At 53.5% G+C, this 21,754-nt stretch carries 20 protein-coding genes; 8 read left to right on the forward strand and 12 right to left on the reverse strand.

Annotated features, from left to right (window positions below):
• Window positions 1-5 precede the first annotated feature (5 nt).
• From cdsA to rpsB, 7 genes are all read right to left on the reverse strand, one after another.
• The gene (cdsA, locus tag O3S68_RS18855) at window positions 6-863 is read right to left on the reverse strand and encodes a phosphatidate cytidylyltransferase (protein ID WP_020456608.1); all 858 of its coding nucleotides are present in this window, start codon (window positions 861-863) and stop codon (window positions 6-8) included.
• A gap of 12 nt (window positions 864-875) precedes the next feature.
• Window positions 876-1,634, reverse strand: a complete 759-nt coding sequence (ispU, locus tag O3S68_RS18860) for a (2E,6E)-farnesyl-diphosphate-specific ditrans,polycis-undecaprenyl-diphosphate synthase (RefSeq protein ID WP_017458000.1) — start codon at window positions 1,632-1,634, stop codon at window positions 876-878.
• A 183-nt stretch (window positions 1,635-1,817) separates the two neighbouring features.
• Window positions 1,818-3,017, reverse strand: coding sequence for a 1-deoxy-D-xylulose-5-phosphate reductoisomerase (ispC, locus tag O3S68_RS18865; RefSeq protein ID WP_045512021.1), 1,200 nt, complete (start codon window positions 3,015-3,017; stop codon window positions 1,818-1,820).
• A gap of 97 nt (window positions 3,018-3,114) precedes the next feature.
• A complete protein-coding gene (gene frr, locus O3S68_RS18870) occupies window positions 3,115-3,672 on the reverse strand; it encodes a ribosome recycling factor (RefSeq protein ID WP_017457998.1) in 558 nt (185 codons plus the stop codon).
• Window positions 3,673-3,821: 149 nt separating this feature from the next.
• Window positions 3,822-4,547 (reverse strand): UMP kinase, encoded by a 726-nt coding sequence (pyrH, locus tag O3S68_RS18875; protein WP_017457997.1) that lies wholly within the window; start codon window positions 4,545-4,547, stop codon window positions 3,822-3,824.
• Between the two features lie 148 nt (window positions 4,548-4,695).
• Complete coding sequence (gene tsf / locus O3S68_RS18880) at window positions 4,696-5,547, reverse strand: translation elongation factor Ts (RefSeq protein ID WP_017457996.1); 852 nt, start codon at window positions 5,545-5,547, stop codon at window positions 4,696-4,698.
• 138 nt (window positions 5,548-5,685) lie between these two features.
• Window positions 5,686-6,411 carry a 30S ribosomal protein S2 gene (gene rpsB / locus O3S68_RS18885; protein WP_020456605.1) on the reverse strand — a complete coding sequence of 242 codons (726 nt, stop codon included), beginning with the start codon at window positions 6,409-6,411 and terminating at the stop codon, window positions 5,686-5,688.
• A 309-nt stretch (window positions 6,412-6,720) separates the two neighbouring features.
• On the opposite strand from rpsB, the gene map reads away from it, so the two are divergent.
• The 4 genes from map to O3S68_RS18905 all read left to right on the forward strand — a co-directional run bounded on the left by map (window position 6,721) and on the right by O3S68_RS18905 (window position 11,712).
• On the forward strand, window positions 6,721-7,512 hold the full coding sequence (gene map, locus O3S68_RS18890) for a type I methionyl aminopeptidase (RefSeq protein ID WP_020456604.1): 792 nt from the start codon (window positions 6,721-6,723) through the stop codon (window positions 7,510-7,512).
• 156 nt (window positions 7,513-7,668) lie between these two features.
• Window positions 7,669-10,344 carry a bifunctional uridylyltransferase/uridylyl-removing protein GlnD gene (gene glnD, locus O3S68_RS18895; RefSeq protein WP_269232209.1) on the forward strand — a complete coding sequence of 892 codons (2,676 nt, stop codon included), beginning with the start codon at window positions 7,669-7,671 and terminating at the stop codon, window positions 10,342-10,344.
• 32 nt (window positions 10,345-10,376) lie between these two features.
• Window positions 10,377-11,201: a 2,3,4,5-tetrahydropyridine-2,6-dicarboxylate N-succinyltransferase gene (gene dapD / locus O3S68_RS18900; RefSeq protein WP_017457992.1), complete on the forward strand. Its 825-nt coding sequence runs from the start codon at window positions 10,377-10,379 to the stop codon at window positions 11,199-11,201.
• Window positions 11,202-11,322: 121 nt separating this feature from the next.
• Complete coding sequence (locus O3S68_RS18905) at window positions 11,323-11,712, forward strand: DUF3461 family protein (RefSeq protein WP_017457991.1); 390 nt, start codon at window positions 11,323-11,325, stop codon at window positions 11,710-11,712.
• A gap of 52 nt (window positions 11,713-11,764) precedes the next feature.
• On the opposite strand, the gene cdaR is transcribed toward O3S68_RS18905, so the two are convergent.
• The 3 genes from cdaR to dgt all read right to left on the reverse strand — a co-directional run bounded on the left by cdaR (window position 11,765) and on the right by dgt (window position 16,167).
• Window positions 11,765-12,922 carry a DNA-binding transcriptional regulator CdaR gene (gene cdaR, locus O3S68_RS18910; RefSeq protein ID WP_020456602.1) on the reverse strand — a complete coding sequence of 386 codons (1,158 nt, stop codon included), beginning with the start codon at window positions 12,920-12,922 and terminating at the stop codon, window positions 11,765-11,767.
• A 160-nt stretch (window positions 12,923-13,082) separates the two neighbouring features.
• The gene (gene degP / locus O3S68_RS18915; protein ID WP_044489568.1) at window positions 13,083-14,519 is read right to left on the reverse strand and encodes a serine endoprotease DegP; all 1,437 of its coding nucleotides are present in this window, start codon (window positions 14,517-14,519) and stop codon (window positions 13,083-13,085) included.
• 133 nt (window positions 14,520-14,652) lie between these two features.
• Window positions 14,653-16,167: a dGTPase gene (dgt, locus tag O3S68_RS18920; protein ID WP_020456600.1), complete on the reverse strand. Its 1,515-nt coding sequence runs from the start codon at window positions 16,165-16,167 to the stop codon at window positions 14,653-14,655.
• Window positions 16,168-16,273: 106 nt separating this feature from the next.
• Between dgt and mtnN the strand changes: the two genes are divergently transcribed.
• The 3 genes from mtnN to O3S68_RS18935 are packed head-to-tail and all read left to right on the forward strand — an operon-like array spanning window position 16,274 to window position 18,403.
• On the forward strand, window positions 16,274-16,972 hold the full coding sequence (gene mtnN / locus O3S68_RS18925; protein ID WP_045512009.1) for a 5'-methylthioadenosine/S-adenosylhomocysteine nucleosidase: 699 nt from the start codon (window positions 16,274-16,276) through the stop codon (window positions 16,970-16,972).
• Window positions 16,965-17,765: a vitamin B12 ABC transporter substrate-binding protein BtuF gene (btuF, locus tag O3S68_RS18930; RefSeq protein WP_269232210.1), complete on the forward strand. Its 801-nt coding sequence runs from the start codon at window positions 16,965-16,967 to the stop codon at window positions 17,763-17,765. The genes mtnN and btuF overlap by 8 nt, the downstream gene beginning before the upstream one ends.
• A 14-nt stretch (window positions 17,766-17,779) precedes the next feature.
• Window positions 17,780-18,403: a TRIC cation channel family protein gene (locus O3S68_RS18935; protein ID WP_269232211.1), complete on the forward strand. Its 624-nt coding sequence runs from the start codon at window positions 17,780-17,782 to the stop codon at window positions 18,401-18,403.
• Window positions 18,404-18,450: 47 nt separating this feature from the next.
• Here O3S68_RS18935 and erpA read toward each other — a convergent pair whose 3' ends face one another.
• Window positions 18,451-18,795 (reverse strand): iron-sulfur cluster insertion protein ErpA, encoded by a 345-nt coding sequence (gene erpA, locus O3S68_RS18940; protein ID WP_017457984.1) that lies wholly within the window; start codon window positions 18,793-18,795, stop codon window positions 18,451-18,453.
• Window positions 18,796-18,876: 81 nt separating this feature from the next.
• Window positions 18,877-20,283 carry a H(+)/Cl(-) exchange transporter ClcA gene (clcA, locus tag O3S68_RS18945; RefSeq protein ID WP_269232212.1) on the reverse strand — a complete coding sequence of 469 codons (1,407 nt, stop codon included), beginning with the start codon at window positions 20,281-20,283 and terminating at the stop codon, window positions 18,877-18,879.
• Window positions 20,284-20,453: 170 nt separating this feature from the next.
• Between clcA and hemL the strand changes: the two genes are divergently transcribed.
• Window positions 20,454-21,734, forward strand: a complete 1,281-nt coding sequence (hemL, locus tag O3S68_RS18950; protein WP_269232213.1) for a glutamate-1-semialdehyde 2,1-aminomutase — start codon at window positions 20,454-20,456, stop codon at window positions 21,732-21,734.
• Window positions 21,735-21,754 lie beyond the last annotated feature (20 nt).

A 21,754-nucleotide genomic window follows, 5' to 3' on the forward strand; every position in this document is an offset into this window, starting at 1 on the left:
TTCCGTCAAATCGTCCTGAAAACCAGCAATAACAGGCAGGCAAATACAGGAACTGCCGCTGTCAGGCTGTCAATGCGATCCAGTATACCGCCATGACCCGGAATAAGATGCCCACTATCTTTAATTCCGGCTTCACGCTTGAACATACTTTCCGTGAGATCGCCCAATACTGAGGCTAACGCCGCGACCACCGAGCAAATAAAGAGCGTAGATGAGGTTACATCCAGGTTCGCCCAAGCACCATAACCCCAGGAGATAATACCCGCAGTCAGCAGGCCTCCCAGGAAACCTTGCCAGGTTTTCCCCGGCGAGACTTTTGGTGCAAGTTTATGTTTGCCAAACAGTTTGCCGAACATATAAGCGCCTGAATCTGCACCCCAAACGAGGATCATCACGTACAACAACCACAGCGCGCCGCTGTAGTGGTTTACATCGTAATGCCACACGCGCAGCGCCAGCATGCCCCAGAAAAAAGGGATAATCGTCAAGATACCGAAAATCAGGCGCAAAATTTTAGAGTGACGCCACGCCGCAGCGGATGACGGGTAACTGAGCACCAACACCAACGCCACCAGCCACCAGGCCAGAGAGGCCCAGAGCGAGAACGTCACCAGCGGATGATGGGTATTATGGTGATATTCCGGCAACGTAAATAGCATAAGGGCGAGTAAAAACCCGCATAATACGGCCAACCAAACCCGCTGAGTCCGGGACGTAAAGCCGCTCAGTTGCCCCCACTCCCACGCAGCGAGCATGCAAACAGCGAGCGTAACGATCGCAAATCCCACCGGCGGCAGCAAAAAAAGCGCTGCAATAACAATGGGTATCAATACAAAAGCAGAAATCAGGCGATACTTCAGCAAAAGCAACCCCCATCAGGCTTTGTCGCCACCTGGCTCGGTACCGCCGAAACGACGCTCTCGATTGGCAAAGGCATGCAGCGCACCTTCAAAGTCTTGTTCATCAAAATCGGGCCAAAGAACATCTGTAAAGTAAAGTTCGGCATAGGCAATTTGCCAAAGTAAAAAATTACTTATGCGATGTTCCCCACCAGTCCTAATCACTAAATCCACAGGAGCCAGCTCATGCATGCAGACTTGCTTATTGAGCGTTTCTTCATCAATTTGATCCGGGCGCAACAGCCCTTCCTGCACCTGCTCGGCAAGCTGCCGGACTCCCTGTACGATATCCCAGCGCCCACCATAGTTCGCTGCGATATTCAGCGTCAGCCCGGTGTTCTGGGCAGTTAACGCTTCCGCTTTGCGGATTCTCTCCTGCAAACGCGTATTAAAACGACTGGTATCGCCAATAATGCGTAAACGCACATTATGGCGGTGCAGGCTTTTTACTTCGCTATCCAGCGCCCACACAAACAACTCCATCAGCGCACTTACTTCCTGCGCCGGGCGATTCCAGTTCTCGCTACTAAAAGCATAAAGCGTCAGTGCATCAATACCATTATTGGCGGCAAAAGAGACCGCACGGCGTACAGACTTCGCTCCGGCCCGATGACCAAAAGCCCGAAGTTTCCCTTGTCTTTTCGCCCAGCGACCATTGCCATCCATAATTATCGCTACATGGCGGCAGCCATGCGTTGGCAAACTTTCGCTTATCGGTTGGTTAGCAGACAACATAACGCGTTTTAGTCCCTGAAAAGGATTTAGCGGTACTCAGGAATACAAAAGCCTTTACGCAAAAAAGCCGTGTAAACCACGGCTTACACCAAACGCCATAATACCAACTGGCAATTTTGTGGCGCAGACTATATCACCGAAGCCCAACGCTAACAAATAGCACCGTCACTCATCGCTGTAATATCACTGGCTTGCGAGGCGCATCACTTGTTTTTGCGCAACATCGCGTGCCTGTGCATCCACAGCCAGCACGTCATCAATGCTCTGCGGTTCGCGCAAATCCATCTGTTCAAGCACAGAAAGATTCAGGGCAGCAATATCTGTGAAACGGATAGCCGATGCCAGGAATGCCGAAACAGTGACCTCATTCGCCGCATTGAGCGCCGTTGTTGCCGCCTGCCCTTCGTCAGAAGCATCAATGGCGAGCTTCAGGCAAGGATAGCGGTCAAAATCGGGCTGCGCGAAACTTAACGAACTTAGTTTGCAAAAATCGAGGGCATTAACACCTGACGGCACTCGTTCCGGCCAGGCCATCGTATGAGCGATGGGCGTACGCATATCCGGCTCACCCAGTTGTGCCAATACACTGCCATCCTGGTAACGCACCATGGAGTGGATCACCGATTGCGGGTGAATCAACACTTCCATCTGGCGGGCAGAGGCATTAAACAACCAGCGCGCTTCAATGTATTCCAGACCTTTATTCATCATAGTGGCGGAGTCAACGGAGATCTTGCGCCCCATTGACCAGTTCGGGTGCCGACACGCCTGATCCGGCGTCATTGCGGCCAGATCGGAAAGTGGGGTCTCCCGGAACGGGCCACCAGACCCGGTAAGCAGAATAGACGAAACGCCATTCTGCTCCAGATCAGCGTACCCCAGGTTATGTTGAATTGTTTCCGGTAAACTCTGAAAAATAGCGTTATGCTCGCTGTCTACCGGCAAAAGCTGCGCCCCGCTCTCCTTCACCGCCTCCATAAACAGACGGCCGCACGTCACCAGAGCCTCTTTATTCGCCAGCAGCACCGTTTTCCCGGCACGAATAGCCGCAAGCGTTGGTACCAGGCCCGCAGCGCCCACAATGGCCGCCATCACCTGATCGACGCCGCTTAGCGCCGCCATTTCACAGGCTGCCTGTTGGCCGCTCAGCACGTCTGTTCGGCTACCATGTTCCCGCAAAGCACGCTTTACCTGTTGCGCGCTTTCGTCATCGTCCATCACCGCAAATTTGGGAGAAAACTCAAGGCACTGCTCAACCATGCGGGTAACATTTTTACCGGCAACCAGCGCAGTAACGGAGAAACGATCGGGATTGTGGCGAACCACGGCCAGCGTGCTGCAACCAATAGAACCCGTTGAGCCCAGAAGAGTTAAATGCTTCATGAAACGCTCGCAACGTTGCAAGGATAAAAAGCAAAACGCCGCCAGCAAAGCCACTCTCGCGGCTCTCTGTACGGCGTTTTAGTCGGTTTGTTTCGAATCAGAACTGCATCAGTTCCGCTTCTTTATCCGCCAGCGCCGCATCCACTTTTTTGATTGCAGCATCGGTCAGCTTCTGTACGTCATCCTGAGAACGACGATCGTCGTCTTCACTGATCTCTTTATCTTTCAGCAGTGCTTTCACTTTATCGTTCGCGTCACGACGAACGTTACGAACCGCAACGCGCGCTTGTTCAGCTTCGCCGCGTACAACTTTGATCAGATCTTTACGACGCTCTTCGGTCAGGGCCGGTAGCGGAACGCGAATATCGCTACCCGCAGAGCTCGGGTTTAAACCGAGATCGGAGGTCAAAATGGCTTTTTCAACAGCCGGGCTCATTGAGCGGTCAAACACGTTGATTTTCAGCGTACGGGAGTCTTCAACGGTAACGCTCGCCAGTTGGCGCAGCGGAGTCGGCGTACCGTAGTATTCCACAACGATGCCATCGAGCAGACTCGGGGAAGCGCGACCAGTGCGCACTTTGCTGATTTGAGTTTTGAACGCTTCGACGCATTTATCCATGCGTACTTCAGCATCTTTTCTGATATCGCTAATCACGTTACGGATCCTTGAAATCTTGTCGCAGGCAGGCCATACGGCGGGTGTGCTAAGTATAGCCTGTTCAATTTTTGGCACCCTGAAGATGCCAGAAAGAACTGCTCAATAAATTAAAGCGGAATCTTACCTTTATTTATTGCTTACGGGAATTATTCCGTAATCAATGTGCCTTCTTTTTCGCCCATGACAACGCGACGCAGCGCGCCAGGTTTGTTCATGTTGAACACGCGAATCGGCAGTTTATGGTCGCGAGCCAGCGTAAAGGCCGCCAGATCCATCACTTTCAGTTCTTTATCCAGCACTTCGCTGTAGCTCAGCTGTTCGCACAGCGTGGCGGTCGGATCGAGCACTGGATCGGCAGTAAACACGCCGTCTACTTTGGTCGCTTTCAGCACTACATCCGCTTCAATCTCAATACCGCGCAGGCATGCTGCAGAATCGGTAGTAAAGAACGGGTTACCTGTACCGGCGCTGAAAATGACCACGCGGTTGTTACGCAGCAGGCTAATCGCCTCTGCCCAGCTGTAGTTGTCGCAAACGCCATTTAACGGGAACGCGGACATCAGACGTGCGTTCACATAGGCACGATGCAGCGCATCACGCATTGCCAGGCCGTTCATCACGGTCGCCAGCATACCCATGTGGTCGCCCACTACGCGGTTCATCCCCGCTTTCGCCAGACCCGCCCCACGGAACAGGTTGCCGCCACCAATCACCACGCCAACCTGAACACCCAGTTCAACCAGCTCTTTAATTTCCTGCGCCATACGGTCAAGAATGCTTGCGTCAATACCGAAGCCTTCGGATCCCTGGAGCGCTTCGCCGCTCAGCTTAAGCAGAATGCGTTTGTAGACGGGTTTTGCATTGGTAGCCATGTTTCTTTCCTGAGACTGTCAACAATTGGACGGGGGTTAATACCGGCGCTTATGATACGTCGCCTGCCAGCGCAAACACTAGTGTGCTGGCTGATTTTCAGATGAAGGGCATAAAAAGAAGCCGCCCTCAGGCGGCTCCTTTTATTGATTAAGACTGCTTGGACATGGCAGCAACTTCTGCTGCGAAGTCAGTCTCAACTTTCTCGATGCCTTCGCCCACTTCGAAGCGGATGAAGCCAGTTACGTCAGCGTTGTGCTCTTTCAGCAGCTGAGCAACAGATTTGCTCGGATCCATAACGAAAGGCTGGCCAGTCAGAGAAACTTCGCCGGTGAATTTCTTCATGCGGCCTTCAACCATTTTCTCTGCGATTTCTTTCGGTTTGCCAGACTGCATGGCGATGTCCAGCTGAACCTGGTACTCTTTTTCTACGACTTCAGCAGATACGTCTTCCGGTTTAACGAATTCCGGCTTGCTTGCAGCGATGTGCATTGCCAGCTGTTTAACCAGCTCGTCATCAGCGCCTTTAGCCGCAACCAGAACACCGATACGTGCGCCATGCTGGTAAGAACCCAGCACTTCGCCTTCCAGCGCAGAAACGCGACGGATGTTGATGTTCTCACCGATTTTAGCAACCAGTGCAACGCGCTCTTCTTCGAACTGCGCTTTCAGAACTTCAACGTCAGTGATTTTGCCAGCAACCGCTGCGTCCAGAACTTTGTTAGCAAATGCCTGGAAACCACCGTCTTTTGCCACGAAGTCAGTCTGGCAGTTAACTTCCAGAATGATGCCGTAGGTGCCGTCGATTTTGGTGATGATCACGCCGTCAGCAGCAACGTTGCCTGCTTTTTTCGCCGCTTTGATCGCACCAGACTTACGCATGTTCTCGATCGCCAGCTCGATGTCGCCGTTCGCTTCAGTCAGCGCTTTTTTGCAATCCATCATGCCTGCGCCAGTACGTTCACGCAGCTCTTTTACCAGGGATGCGGTAATTTCAGCCATTCTTTATTCCTCGGGAGAGATATGACCTGCACGGTTTGCAACCAAACAGGCTTAAAAGTGAAAAAGGGGGCCATTAACAGGCCCCCTAACCAAACTCGGTACTACCTGCTCAATAAGGGGCTCAACGAGCGTGCCTTATTACTCAGCTTCTACGAAGCTTTCTTCCGCCTGAGTAGCCAGATCCGAAGAACGGCCTTCACGAACGGTAGCAGCAACGGCATTCAGGTACAGGCTAACAGCACGAATTGCGTCATCGTTACCCGGGATAACGAAGTCAACGCCGTCCGGATCGGAGTTGGTATCAACGATAGCAAATACCGGGATACCCAGGTTGTTTGCTTCTTTGATTGCGATGTGCTCGTGGTCAGCGTCGATAACAAACAGTGCGTCCGGCAGACCGCCCATGTCTTTGATACCGCCCAGGCTGTTTTCCAGCTTGTCCAGCTCACGAGTGCGCATCAGCGCTTCTTTCTTGGTCAGCTTGTCGAAGGTACCGTCTTGAGACTGAGTTTCCAGGTCTTTCAGACGTTTGATGGACTGACGAACGGTTTTCCAGTTAGTCAGCATACCGCCCAGCCAGCGATGGTTCACGAAGAACTGGTCGCAGCTCTGTGCAGCTTCTTTCACCGCTTCGCTTGCAGCGCGTTTAGTACCAACGATCAGGATTTTGCCTTTACGAGCAGCAATTTTGTTCAGCTCAGCCAGCGCTTCGTTGAACATCGGTACAGTTTTCTCAAGGTTGATGATGTGAACTTTGTTACGCGCACCGAAGATGAACGGCTTCATTTTCGGGTTCCAGTAACGGGTCTGGTGACCAAAGTGAACACCAGCCTTGAGCATGTCGCGCATGGAAACAGTTGCCATGTTTAAAACCTCTATATAAAAGTTGGGGTTATGCCTCCACGTATCCCATATTACCGACCCCGAAGGGCACCCCGGAATATGTGCCGATACGTGTGTGTTATTACACAAAGTGAGATTTGTGGCTCCCATCCCAAAACAGGAACGGAAGTCCGGCGCGCTTTATACCATAAAACACCGCCGGAAACCAATAGTTGTTGACGCAGAGTGCTGTTAATGATTCTCGATTTGGCACAACACTTGCCCGACTGTTACCATTGACAGCACTAATCCTGGTATAGTCGAAAAAATCGACACTGATGGACACATTCCATGGCTATCTCTATTAAGACACCTGAAGAAATCGAAAAAATGCGCGTCGCGGGCCGGCTCGCCGCCGAAGTGCTGGAAATGATTGAACCGTACATTAAGCCGGGCGTCAGCACGGGTGAACTCGATCGCATCTGCAACGACTACATTGTCAATGAGCAGCATGCCATTTCCGCCTGCCTGGGTTATCACGGTTTCCCGAAATCGGTGTGCATCTCTATTAACGAAGTGGTGTGCCACGGTATTCCGGATGACGAAAAACTGCTGAAAGATGGCGATATCGTCAACATCGATGTGACCGTGATTAAAGACGAGTACCACGGCGACACCTCCAAAATGTTTATCGTCGGTAAGCCGACCATTCTGGGGGAGCGTCTGTGCCATATCACGCAAGAGAGCCTCTATCTGGCGCTGCGCATGGTCAAACCGGGTATCCGCCTGCGCACCCTTGGCGCAGCAATTCAGAAATATGTTGAAGCCCAGGGCTTCTCTGTCGTGCGCGAATATTGTGGTCACGGTATTGGCCGCGGCTTCCATGAAGAGCCGCAGGTGCTGCACTATGATGCTGATGATGGCGGTGTGGTGCTGCAAGCGGGCATGACATTTACCGTCGAGCCGATGGTAAACGCGGGCGATTACCGTATTCGCACCATGAAAGACGGCTGGACGGTGAAAACCAAAGACCGCAGCCTGTCTGCGCAGTATGAGCACACGATTGTCGTTACTGAAACCGGCTGCGAGATCCTGACGCTGCGCAAAGATGACACCATCGATGCCGTGCTAACCGCCGCCTGATTCTGACATTGCTAAATACGATAAACGGTCCGCTCTGCGGGCCGTTTTTTTTACCACTCTCCCCTGCAGCGTCATACATATAAACGACTTTTCATTTTTCATTATCTCTTTTAAGTTGTTTTGCTATGCATATGCACTCCAGACGGGTGGCCCATAATGAGCAACATCACTTCAGAACAATTTGTCAGCGCGGTACAACCCACCCTTCCCGGCCAGCCTGAATATCCAGGCGTTTGGTCACAATACGAATTCCAGTGCGCCAACATCAAAGCGCATATCGAGGCTTTCCAGCAGTGGCTCGGGCACGTCTTTGACGCCGGTATTTCAGCCGAGCAATTAATCGAGGCGCGCACCGAATTTATTGATCAACTTTTGCAACGCTTATGGCTGGAGTACGGTTTTGGCGACGTCAGCGATACTGCGCTGGTAGCGGTCGGCGGTTACGGTCGCGGTGAGCTGCATCCGTTATCGGACATTGATTTACTGATCCTCAGCCGCAGCAAACTTTCCGACGAACAAGCGCAGAAGATTGGCGAACTGCTCACGCTATTGTGGGATGTCAAACTCGAAGTGGGACACAGCGTCCGTACGCTGGATGAGTGCTTACAGGAAGGGTTATCAGATCTCACGGTCGCGACCAACTTAATTGAATCACGTTTGCTGATTGGCGACGTCGCGCTGTTTCTGGAACTGCAAAAGCATATTTTTAGCGACAGCTTCTGGCCGTCGGAAACTTTTTTCCCGGCAAAAGTGGCGGAACAAAACGAGCGCCACCAGCGTTATCACGGCACCAGTTACAACCTGGAACCCGACATAAAAAGCAGCCCTGGCGGGCTGCGCGATATTCACACCCTGCAATGGGTTGCCCGCCGTCACTTTGGTGCCACATCGCTGGATGAAATGGTGGGCTTTGGCTTTCTGACCGAAGCCGAGCGCAATGAGCTGAACGAATGTCTGCACTTGCTTTGGCGTATCCGTTTCGCGCTGCATCTGGAAGTGAGTCGCTACGACAACCGCCTGCTGTTCGACCGCCAACTGAGCGTAGCGCAGCGTCTGAATTATGTTGGTGAAGGCAACCAGCCTGTCGAACATATGATGAAGGATTTCTTCCGCGTCACCCGCCGCGTCGCGGAACTGAACCAGATGCTGTTACAGCTTTTCGATGAAGCGATTCTGGCGTTGACCACCGACGAGAAACCGCGCCCGATTGACGATGAATTTCAACTGCGCGGTTCGCTTATCGATCTGCGTGACGAAACGCTGTTTATCCGTGAGCCGCAGGCCATCCTGCGCATGTTCTATATTATGGTGCGCAACAGCAACATTACCGGCATCTACTCCACCACGCTGCGCCACTTGCGTCACGCCCGCCGCCATCTGACACAGCCGCTGTGCTATATCGCCGAAGCGCGCTCAATTTTCCTCAGCATGTTGCGCCATCCAGGCGCCGTCAGCCGTGGTCTGCTACCAATGCACCGCCACAGCGTGTTGTGGGCCTATATGCCACAGTGGTCGCACATCGTCGGTCAGATGCAGTTTGACCTGTTCCACGCTTATACCGTGGATGAGCACACCATTCGCGTATTGCTGAAACTGGAAAGTTTTGCCAAAGAAGAGACGCGCAATAAACACCCTCTATGCGTGGAACTGTGGCCGCGTTTAACCCACCCGGAGCTGATCCTGATTGCGGCATTGTTTCATGATATCGCCAAAGGTCGTGGCGGCGACCACTCGGTGCTGGGTGCACAGGATGTGCTGAAGTTCGCTGAATTACATGGACTTAACTCACGCGAAACCCAGCTTGTCGCCTGGCTGGTGCGTCATCATCTATTGATGTCGGTCACCGCCCAGCGCCGTGATATTCAGGATCCGGAAGTCATCAAGCAGTTTGCCGAAGAGGTGCAAACGGAGAACCGTCTGCGCTTCCTTGTCTGCCTGACCGTGGCGGATATCTGTGCCACCAACGAAACCCTGTGGAACAGCTGGAAGCAGAGCCTGCTGCGCGAACTCTATTTCGCCACTGAAAAACAGCTGCGTCGCGGCATGCAAAATACGCCGGATATGCGCGAACGCGTGCGCCATCACCAGCTTCAGGCGCTGGCGCTGCTGCGTATGGACAATATTGATGAAGAGCAATTGCATCAGATTTGGGCGCGCTGTCGGGCGAACTATTTTGTTCGCCATAGCCCAAACCAGCTTGCCTGGCATGCGCGCCACCTGCTGCAACATGATCTGAGCAAGCCGATGATTTTGCTCAGCCCACAGGCCACGCGCGGCGGCACCGAGATCTTTATCTGGAGCCCGGATCGCCCGTATCTGTTTGCAGCGGTGTGCGCCGAGCTTGATCGTCGCAACCTGAGCGTTCACGACGCGCAGATTTTTACCACCCGCGACGGTATGGCAATGGACACCTTTATTGTGCTGGAACCGGACGGCAGCCCGCTCTCCGCCGATCGCCACGACGCGATTTGTTTTGGGCTGGAACAGGCCATTACGCAGCACACCTGGCAACCGCCGCAACCGCGCCGTCAGCCTGCCAAACTGCGCCACTTTACCGTCGATACCGAAGTGAATTTCCTGCCGACACATACCGACAGAAAATCGTTTCTTGAATTGATTGCCCTTGACCAGCCAGGGCTACTTGCCCGCGTCGGGCAGGTGTTTGCGGATCTGGGAATTTCGCTGCACGGGGCGAGAATTACAACCATTGGTGAGCGAGTAGAAGATTTATTTATAATCGCGACTGCCGACCGGCGTGGCCTTAATAATGCGCTGCAAAAGGAGGTACAACAACGGTTGACAGAGGCCCTCAATCCAAACGATAAAGGGTGATTATTTTTTTACACAGATGGAAAGAGTAAACAATGCAGCAGTTACAGAACGTTATTGAAGCCGCTTTCGAGCGTCGCGCAGAGATCACCCCGGCAAATGCCGATACCGTTACCCGTGAAGCGGTGAATCAGGTTATTGCCCTGCTCGATTCCGGCGCGCTTCGCGTCGCAGAGAAAATCGATGGTCAGTGGGTCACCCACCAGTGGCTGAAAAAAGCGGTTCTGCTCTCTTTCCGCATTAACGATAACCAGGTTATCGACGGTGCGGAAAGCCGCTACTTCGACAAAGTCCCGATGAAATTCGCCGACTACGACGAAGCGCGTTTCCAGAAAGAAGGCTTCCGCGTAGTGCCGCCAGCAGCGGTGCGCCAGGGCGCGTTTATCGCCCGCAACACCGTGCTGATGCCGTCTTATGTCAATATCGGCGCCTATGTTGATGAAGGCACCATGGTTGACACCTGGGCGACCGTAGGCTCTTGCGCGCAGATCGGTAAAAACGTTCACCTCTCAGGCGGCGTAGGTATTGGCGGCGTTCTGGAACCGCTGCAGGCAAACCCGACTATCATTGAAGATAACTGCTTTATTGGCGCACGTTCTGAAGTAGTCGAAGGTGTTATCGTAGAAGAAGGTTCTGTCATCTCGATGGGTGTGTACATCGGTCAGAGTACGCGTATTTACGATCGTGAAACCGGCGAAGTGCATTATGGCCGCGTACCGGCGGGCTCAGTGGTTGTTTCCGGCAACCTGCCGTCTAAAGATGGCAAATACAGCCTGTATTGCGCAGTAATCGTGAAAAAAGTGGATGCGAAAACGCGCGGTAAAGTAGGTATTAACGAACTGCTGCGCACTATCGATTAAGTCTGTCCCTCTTCCTGTCCGGAAGAGGGTGATATATCCCGCCTTTTTTGCATTCACAGGTGGCAAAAATAGATTTTTTCGTTAATTATTCATAGGTTATGTTGAGCTTAAGGGTACCGCTATGTACGATAATCTGAAAAGTTTAGGCATCACCAATCCCGATGAAATCGATCGCTATAGTCTCCGCCAGGAAGCCAATAACGATATTCTGAAAATCTATTTTCATAAGGATAAAGGCGAGTTTTTTGCCAAGAGCGTCAAATTCAAATACCCGCGCCAGCGTAAAACCGTTGTCGCCGATGGTGTCGGCCAAGGTTACAAAGAAGTGCAGGAAATCAGTCCTAACCTGCGCTATGTAATTGATGAATTGGATCAAATCTGCCAGCGCGATCGCACGGAAGTGGATCTGAAACGTAAGATCCTGGACGATCTGCGCCACCTGGAAAGCGTTGTGACTAACAAGATCAACGAAATCGAATCCGATCTTGAAAAGCTGACACGCGGGAAGTAAATCGCGGGGTCTATCGCATTGTGCCGGGCTAACGACCCGGCACAACATCACTTTAATGTTGTTCGTCTAACTGCAGCGCCACATACAGCAGCAACCTGTCGTCGAAGTTTCCTAAATCCAGCCCGGTCAGTTCCGAGATGCGGTTCAAACGATACTCCAGCGTATTGCGATGGATAAACAGCGCCTTAGACGTTGCCAGCGGCTGCACATTGTGGCGAAACCACGCCGCCAGCGTACGGCGCAACAAGCCGTTATTATCCATCGCTTTTAGCCGCGACAACGGGCGTGCCAGCTCGTTGGCCTGCCAACCACCGCGTAAGCTGTCGAGCAACACCGGTAACATCAAATCCTGGTAAAAATAGCTACGGCTTTCCGGCATACGCTGTTTACCCACCATCATGGTGGTGCGCGCCGTGCGGTAAGAACGGGCAATGCTGCCAGGGCCGGTGAAGTAATTACCCAGCGCGACACGAAAACGCAACTGGCCGTTCTCTTTCATGCGCGTGATCAGCTGTTCCACCCGCTTGCGGTGATCTTCGGCATCCCAGCGACCAAACTGGTTAAGCGCTGGTTTCAGCACCACCATTTCGGTCAGCGAAACAATAGCAATCAGGTTGTTGCGCTCAGGGGTGGTGAGGGCATTTTGCAGTTGCTGCAACTCGGCCATGGCGCTATCCACGCCCAACTGGCCGCTATCCACTTCCACCACCGCCACCACGCGCGGCTGGTTTAAATCAATGCCTAAACGCTGCGCCCATTCGGTCAATGCGGGCGTGTGCTCTTCCGCCTGGATCAGGTTCATGACCAGCTCTTCGCGCAAACGGCTATCCTGCGCCAACAGATGCATCAGACGGGATTGTTCCAGCATCATCTCGGCGGTCATGCAGACTAATTCGCCGTATTTGCGCAACGTTTCCGGTTCCCCCGTCAGGCCAATAACACCCACGATTTCCCCTTCAAGACGTAACGGCAGGTTGATACCCTGACGCACACCATGCAGATGGCGGGCAACCGCATCGTCGATATCCACCACGCGGCCTTGCGAGAGCACCAGTAACGCGCCTTCGTGCAATTCACCAATACGTTCGCGGTCACCACTACCAATGATGCGACCCCGTGCATCCATCACGTTAATGTTCGTATCAATGATGCGCATCGTGCGCGCCACGATATCCTGAGCCATTTTGGTATCAAGATGCCAGCCAGCCATGTAACCCTCCCGTGTGCAGAGCCCAAGCATAGGGAAGAAAATTCCCGTACGCACTGTGCAAATGCACAAAGCGGCATTCAGAAGTATGGAGTTGTGGAAGGCTTCACAAAACAGAGGAGAGGCCCTCTTCCCGTGATCCGGGAAGAGGGTTTACAGCGGATTACTGCATCAGCAGATAGATAGAGGTGTCACCGCGTTGAATGTTCAACGCCAGCACCGAAGGTTTACTGTCGAGGATTTTGCGCAGCTCAGCGATATTTTTCACCGGCTGCTGGTTCGCGCCGACAATCACATCGCCTTTTTTCAGGCCAATCTGCGCAGCCGGGGTATTGGCTTTCACCGAATTAACCACCACGCCGCCGTCTTTGCCTTTGTTGCTCATTTCCGCGCCTTCAATACCGCTGAAGATGGTGCTGGAATCAACCTGGTTCTGGCTGCTCTGCTGCAACTCGAGCGTAATATTCACAGGTTTGCCATCACGCAGCAGGCCAAGTGCGACTTTGCTGCCAATCGGCATAGAACCGACTTCCGCACGCAGCGCAGCAAAACTGCTAATCGGTTTACCGTTCAGAGATGTAATCACATCCCCTGCTTTCACACCGGCTTTCGCGGCGGCGGAATTCGGCATTACCTGGCTGACAAACGCCCCGCGCTGCGCATCGACTTTCATCGCTTTCGCCAGCTCGGAATTCAGTTCGGTACCCATAATGCCCAGCTCACCACGGCGAACCTGACCGAACTCGACCATCTGCCCGGTGAGGTTTTTCACCATGTTACTTGGGATCGCAAAACCGATACCGATGTTGCCGCCATCCGGTGCGAGGATCGCGGTGTTAATACCGATCAGTTCGCCGTTCAGGTTCACCAGCGCGCCGCCGGAGTTACCGCGGTTGATCGCGGCATCCGTCTGGATAAAGTTTTCATAGTTTTCCGCATTCAGGCCGCTGCGACCCAGTGCGGAGACAATCCCGGAAGTGACCGTTTCACCGAGACCAAACGGGTTACCAATCGCCACGGTGTAATCCCCCACGCGAAGGGCATCGGAGTCCGCCAGTTTAATCGCGGTCAGGTTTTTCGGGTCCTGAATCTGAATCAGCGCAATGTCGGAACGCGGGTCTTTACCCACCACTTTGGCGTCAAATTTACGCCCGTCACTTAATTGCACTTTGATGGTGTTAGCGTTATCGACCACATGGTTGTTAGTCACCACATAGCCTTTCGCCGCATCAATGATCACGCCGGAACCCAGCGCCATAAATTTCTGCTGCTGGCTATCGCCCTGCCCGCCCGGTGCGCCGCCGCCCTGACAGAACGGTGAGCTCTGGAACGGAGAGCCTTCCTGGCAGAACGGTGAATTATCACCAAAGAACTGCTGGAAGTTACGCGGCATACGCGGCGTGTTTACCGTGGTGCTGCCTTCAACATTGATACTCACCACCGACGGCATCACTTTTTCCAGCATCGGCGCGAGGCTAGGCATTTGTTGTGATGTCGCAGCTGTAGACGATGCTGTTTCCGCTGCCATAGCCGACAGAGGAGACAGCGCTAAACTTAAACTCAAAGCCAGTGCACTCATTGCTAACGTGGTTTTTTTCATGTCTCTCACTCTTTACCGATTAACGCAAACTGCTGTGTATGTGTCACTCAGAGTCGATTTATAGCGTGAAGTTCCGGCATTAAGTGTCTGGAAAAAGTAAAAATTTATTGTCGTTCTTTACAATTCAACGGTATTATTCCACCGCCATCAAACGACGATATTCATCCCATGAATATAGATCCGTCATCCCGCTAATATAATCCTGAATTAATCGACAACGGTGATAATACTCCAGCACCGGGTACTCTGCCGCGTCGGGCGATAATTTGCTCACCGCCTCAACGTAGGCTAGCCGGTGGCGCGTCGAAAGTTTTTGAAACAGGCGCGATTCAATCGGGAAACGACGCAAACGCTCTTTTTCCACCAGCTCGGCAAAATCCGCCGTCGATAATTGTAACAGCGGACGGTAAATATCCAGCAAACCACTGATAACGCGATAGCCCTGTAATTCGAGCTGCTCAACGTCGGGATGGCTGAACACCTGTTTTATGGCGACATTTTTATATAATTCAAGTAGCTGACTAAAGCTGCTTTCATCTTCCAGTAACGCGTGATTGAATTCACCGTTGAAAATCTGCGGCAAGTTATCAATAAAACGCTGTGCCGCGTACGGCACCAGTTTATTCAGCGTATTGACGCGCAGATACATGAAAAATTGATCTTCCGCGCTGCGGCTCATCGAATTAGCGCGTGATTTATCCCACGCGTTTTCGACCACCTGCGCAAACAACGATCCTTTTTCATGCTCCCCCCAGGCGTCATAAAGATGCTGATAAAGTTGTTCCGCGCTAAATATCCGTTTTTCTACCGCATCTTCTAAATCTGCCACGCAATAGGAAATATCATCCGCCGCTTCCATTATCCACGTCAGCGGAAAGCGACTGTAAGTATCGAGGTTTAATTCTTTACGCAGCCGTTCTACATAGCCTTCTTCAGAAAAATAGTAGCCCGGTTTTTTCATTAAATAACTGTGTGAGGCTGGCGGCTCGCCAATCCACCACGCCGGGCGCGTATATTTTAAAATACAGCCGACCTGCGCCCAGGTCAGGTTCATACGCATTAATGTATGCACCAGGCGGATCCCCTGCGCGTTACCTTCAAAATGGCTTAAATCATGGCGCACTTTCCGGCGTAATGCGTTCAGCGTGTCTTCGCCTTCACGCAATTTAAGCGCCACCACTTCGCAGCGATCGTCCGACAGCGGTTGGCTCACCGCATCATCCGGCGCCAGGCGCTGGCGGAACCAGTCATTGATTGCCGCCTCGCCGAAATGGCCAAAAGGCGGGTTGCCGATATCATGCATCAGGCACGCCATCTCAACGATGCTTTCAAACGGCCCGGTCAGTTCATCCAGACCGTAGGTTTCCAGCAGGCGCTGCTCTTTCAGGCGGCTCAAAATCTCTTTGGCGATATAACGCCCCACTTGCTGAACTTCCAGCGAATGCGTCAAACGCGTGCGCACCGCCGCGTTACGCTCGAGCGGGAAGACCTGTGTTTTTTGCTGTAAACGTCGGATGGCGGCAGAGTTGATAATGCGCCCACGATCGCTTTCAAAGATGCGCAGTATTTCACGTTCGGTTTTTACACCCTGCGGCGAACGGTAGCGGCGGCGCCAGTTTATCTTGTTGCGAAAGTCGATCTCTGCCATTTCCTCTCCTGTGCTTAGCGTCACGGGATATCATGCAATTGTGTATGCCATGATAGACTATGCCCTGAAAACGTAATCCTGTCTTATCACATTAGCGAGTATCTCCATGAAAATTGGCATTATTGGTGCAATGGAAGAAGAAGTTACGCTGCTGCGTGACAAAATCGAGAACCGTCAGACGCTGAACGTCGGCGGGAGCGAAATCTACACCGGTACGCTGAATGGTACAGAGGTTGCGCTACTGAAATCCGGCATTGGTAAAGTGGCTGCCGCCATGGGCGCGACGCTGCTGCTGGAGCGCTGCCAGCCGGATGTGATTATCAACACCGGTTCCGCCGGTGGCCTTGCAGCAACGCTGAAAGTGGGCGATATCGTGGTTTCCGACGAAGCGCGTTATCACGATGCTGACGTGACCGCTTTTGGCTATGATATTGGTCAATTACCCGGTTGCCCGGCGGGTTTCAAAGCGGATGACAACCTGATTGCCGCAGCAGAAGCCTGCATTGGTGAGCTGAACCTGCATGCCGTACGCGGCCTTATTGTGAGCGGAGATGCCTTTATTAACGGTGCCGAAGGCCTGGCGAAAATCCGCCATAACTTCCCGCAGGCGATCGCCGTTGAGATGGAAGCGACCGCCATCGCGCACGTTTGCCATAACTACAGCGTACCGTTTGTGGTGGTTCGCGCTATTTCCGACGTGGCGGATCAGGAATCCCACCTGAGCTTCGACGAATTCCTGGTTGTGGCTGCGAAGCAATCCAGCCTAATGGTTGAAACCCTGGTACAGAAACTGGCGCGTGGTTAACTCTCTTTTCAGGGCGCTTGCCGCCCTGCTTATTCTGCTTCCGGCGTGGCTTTTCGCCGCGCCGCGTGTTATCTCACTTTCGCCAGCCAATACCGAACTGCTTTTCGCTGCGGGCATTACGCCTGTCGGCGTCAGTAGCTATTCCGATTACCCGCCACAAGCCGCGCAGATTGAGCAGGTGGCAAGCTGGCAAGGGATGAATCTGGAACGTATTGTCGCGCTGAAACCGGATCTGGTGCTGGCATGGCGTGGCGGCAACACCGAACGTCAGGTGAATCAGCTCAAGCAATTCGGTATCACCGTGATGTGGGTGGATGCGATCACCATTGAGCAGGTCATCGAGACGCTGCGTAAGCTCAAAGCATATAGCCCGCATCCGCAGCAGGCGGAACAGGCGGCGCAGAAGCTGCTTTCCCAGTACAACGAATTGAAAACCCGCTACGCCAGCCTGCCGAAAAAGCGTGTGTTCCTGCAATTTGGCGCGCAGCCGCTGTTTACCAGCGGAAAAGGCTCGATTCAAAACCAGGTGCTGGAGCTGTGCGGTGGGGAAAACATCTTTGCCGCCAGCCGAGTTCCCTGGCCACAAGTGAGCCGTGAACAGGTGCTGGCGCGCCAGCCGCAGGCGATCGTGGTGGCAGGCGATGAAAAAGAGATCCCGCGAATCGAACAGTTCTGGCGAAATCAGCTCAATGTACCGATTATTTCTCTGCACGGTGACTGGTTTGAACGGGCAAGCCCGCGTATTATCCTCGCCGCTCAACAACTCTGCACTGCCCTTGCGCAGGTGAAATAACCGGGGAATTCACCATGCTGGTTTACTGGCTGGATATTATCGGCACCGCCGTATTTGCTATATCAGGCGTTCTGCTGGCGGGAAAACTGCGAATGGATCCGTTTGGTGTGCTGGTACTCGGCGTCGTGACCGCCGTTGGTGGCGGGACGATCCGTGATATGGCGCTGGCGCACGGCCCGGTGTTCTGGGTTAAAGATCCAACGGATTTAGTGGTGGCGATGGTGACCTGCATGTTGACCATTGTGCTGGTACGCCAGCCGCGCCGCTTGCCGAAATGGATATTACCGGTACTGGATGCCGTCGGGCTGGCGGTGTTTGTCGGTATTGGCGTGAATAAAGCCTTTCTCGCCGAAACCGGCCCGCTGGTGGCGATTTGTATGGGCGTGGTAACCGGTGTTGGTGGCGGTATCATTCGTGACGTGCTGGCGCGCGAAGTGCCGATGATCCTGCGTACCGAAATCTACGCCACCGCCTGTATTGCGGGTGGCATTGTGCATGCAACGGCGTATCACTTCTTTGCCGTAGCGCTGGAAACGGCAAGTATGCTGGGCATGGTGGTCACGCTGGTTATCAGGCTGGCGGCGATTCGCTGGCACCTGAAGTTACCCACGTTTGCGCTGGATGAATCAGGCAGATAACAAAAAAGCCGTGTTACTGACACGGCTTTTTATATATGAAGGATTCATTAAATACTGAATGAAGAGCCGCAACCACAAGTGCTGGTCGCATTCGGGTTAGTCACCACAAAGCGGGAACCTTCCAGACCTTCGGTGTAATCGACTGAACCGCCAACCAGATATTGCAGGCTCATCGGGTCAACCACCAGGCCAACGCCCTGCTTCTCAATGGTCATATCACCATCGTTGATTTGATCGTCAAAGGTAAAACCATACTGGAAGCCGCTGCAACCACCACCGGTGATGTAGACACGCAGCTTCAGATTTGGGTTATCTTCGTCCGCAATCAGGTTTTTTACTTTGTTGGCTGCTGCGTCGGTAAACTGCAGCGGCAACGCTACGTCATCACTCATGTCTTGCTCCCGTTGATACTGCGATCTGGTCAAATAGTAACCCGACCTTTTCAGCTATTATCCAATACGCTACTAAATCGTTCAAGTATTCTCCCGCGGCAACTCGCGTTCGCGAGCCGCATCCTGCCTGGCAAGCGTACGTGCCAGGATCGCGGAATAGAGCGGTTTTCCGCCCAAAAACTGTGCTAACAGTGTCGCACCAAGACAGGTAATGATCATTGGCAAAATAAGCTGATAATTGTCAGTCATTTCCAGAACTAGCACGATGCCGGTCAGCGGCGCACGCAGCGACGCGGCCAGTAATGCGCCCATTCCGGCAATGGCAAATGTCCCCGCATCGAGCTGATAATGCGGAAAAATCGCGGCACTCGCGCTGCCAAACGCCATGCCTAATACCGTGCCAAGCGCCAGCATCGGCGCAAATATGCCGCCCGGCGCGCCAGAGCTAAAACAGAGTAACGTGGTTGCCACACGAATCAGGAAAATAAACAGCAGTGCGCCAACGGTATAGTTTCCGGCGGTCGCAATCGGGATAAGCGCAAAACCCCCGCCGGAAAGCGCAGGTGCAATCAACCCAAGCACGCCACAACAACCGCCGATGATACCGCCAATCAGCACCCATTTCCCGGTATGCCCGCCGTGGATACGCTGAAACAGATCCTGGGTGCGCAACACCAGCGTGTTAAATAGCGGTCCGATGCCGCCAAAAATCATGCCCAACACCAGATAGAGCCACAGTGTATTAACCGGCGCATTGCTGAGCTTACCGACGTCAATTACCGCCGCCTCGCCGTTAAACACGCGAAAGACAATGCTCGACATAATCACGCCGGTGAACACGGCTTTAATTGAGATCAGGTTGTAATGAAACTGCGAACGCATCTCTTCAATGATGAAAAGAATACCCGCCAGCGGCGCATTAAACGCGGCAGAAAGCCCGGCTGCCGCGCCGGTCGCCAGCAACGTATGACGTGCTTCACCGCTGCGCAGGCGAAACAGATCGCTCATCATGCGCCCGATATTGCCGCCGATCTGCACGGTCGGCCCTTCCCGCCCCAGCACCATGCCCGCGCCAAGTGTTCCCATCCCGCCGAAAAACTTAACCGGTAAGACTCGCCACCAGCGCACCGGACGCAGTTCCTCCAGCGCACCTTCAATTTCCGGGATCCCCGAGCCGCCGGCTTCGGGCGCGAATCGCCGCACCAGAAAATAGCCAATCATCGCCAGCACTGCCGAGCCAATAAATGCCAGCGGCCACACCAGTGCGCTGTCCGCCATCTGCGCCAGCGCGCCAATACGTGCGTTCAACACCGCATTCACGGCTTTTTCAAAAAAGACGCCCACTAATCCTGTGACTGCGCCCGCGACGGCGGCAACCAGCAAAATCGCCAGTGGCGTTTTATCGCGTTGCAGCATCTGGCGCATGATGTTGCGGCGTCGCCGTTGCTCAACCTGCTGCTGTTCAAATGAAGGGATTTGCGCTGACATTGATTTTCGATAAGTAATACAAAAGGGGCATTTTACCCGGCAAGCCTCGGCGCGTCGCGGGTAAAATCCCTGCAAAATATGTCGTTTCACCGGGGCAAAACTTTCATAACATTCCCGTAATCACATAGAATGACCGGCATTGATTTTTCCACGAACCAGGAATGAAAAGCATGAGTAAGTCTGAAAACCTCTATAACGCAGCGCGTGAGCTTATCCCGGGCGGTGTGAACTCACCGGTACGCGCCTTTACCGGCGTGGGCGGTACGCCGCTGTTTATCGAGCGTGCTGACGGTGCTTATTTGTATGATGTCGACGGCAAAGCCTATATCGATTACGTCGGTTCCTGGGGCCCTATGGTGCTCGGTCACAACCACCCGGCAATTCGCAACGCGGTGATCGAAGCGGCCAGCCGCGGCCTGAGCTTTGGCGCGCCTACCGAAATGGAAGTCAAAATGGCGCAGCTGGTCACTGAACTGGTGCCGACCATGGATATGGTGCGCATGGTGAACTCTGGCACCGAAGCGACAATGAGCGCTATTCGTCTGGCGCGCGGGTTTACCGACCGCGATAAAATTATCAAATTCGAAGGCTGCTACCACGGCCACGCCGACTGCCTGCTGGTGAAAGCCGGTTCCGGTGCGCTGACGCTCGGTCAGCCGAACTCACCGGGCGTTCCGGCCGATTTCGCTAAACACACCCTGACCTGCACGTATAACGATCTCAGCTCGGTACGCGCGGCGTTTGAGCAATATCCGCAGGATATCGCCTGTATCATCGTCGAACCGGTCGCCGGAAACATGAACTGCGTGCCGCCGCTGCCGGAATTCCTGCCGGGCCTGCGCGCGCTGTGCGATGAGTTCGGTGCGCTGCTGATTATTGATGAAGTAATGACTGGTTTTCGCGTCGCGCTGGCGGGTGCACAGGATTATTACGGTGTGACACCGGATCTGACTTGCCTTGGCAAAATTATCGGTGGCGGCATGCCGGTCGGCGCATTTGGCGGGCGTCGCGAGGTGATGGACGCGCTGGCACCTACCGGCCCGGTCTACCAGGCGGGTACGCTCTCCGGTAACCCGATTGCCATGGCGGCAGGCTATGCCTGTTTAACCGAAGTCGCCCAGCCGGGCATTCACGCCACGCTGACCGAACTGACCACGCAACTGGCCAACGGTCTGCTGGATGCCGCGCAGGAAGCCGGCATTCCACTGGTGGTCAACCATGTCGGTGGGATGTTTGGTCTGTTCTTTACCGATGCCGAAAGCGTGACCAGCTATCAGGATGTGGTGAAGTGCGACGTAGAACGTTTTAAACGCTTCTTCCATTTGATGCTGGAAGAAGGCGTATACCTTGCGCCGTCGGCGTTTGAAGCGGGCTTTATGTCTGTCGCGCATAGCGAAGAGGATATTGACAACACCATCGACGCTGCACGTCGCGTGTTCGCCAAATTGTAATCGGCAAAGCCTCTCCCCGG

Source organism: Kosakonia sp. SOY2, from assembly GCF_027109175.1.
Classification (GTDB): domain Bacteria; phylum Pseudomonadota; class Gammaproteobacteria; order Enterobacterales; family Enterobacteriaceae; genus Kosakonia.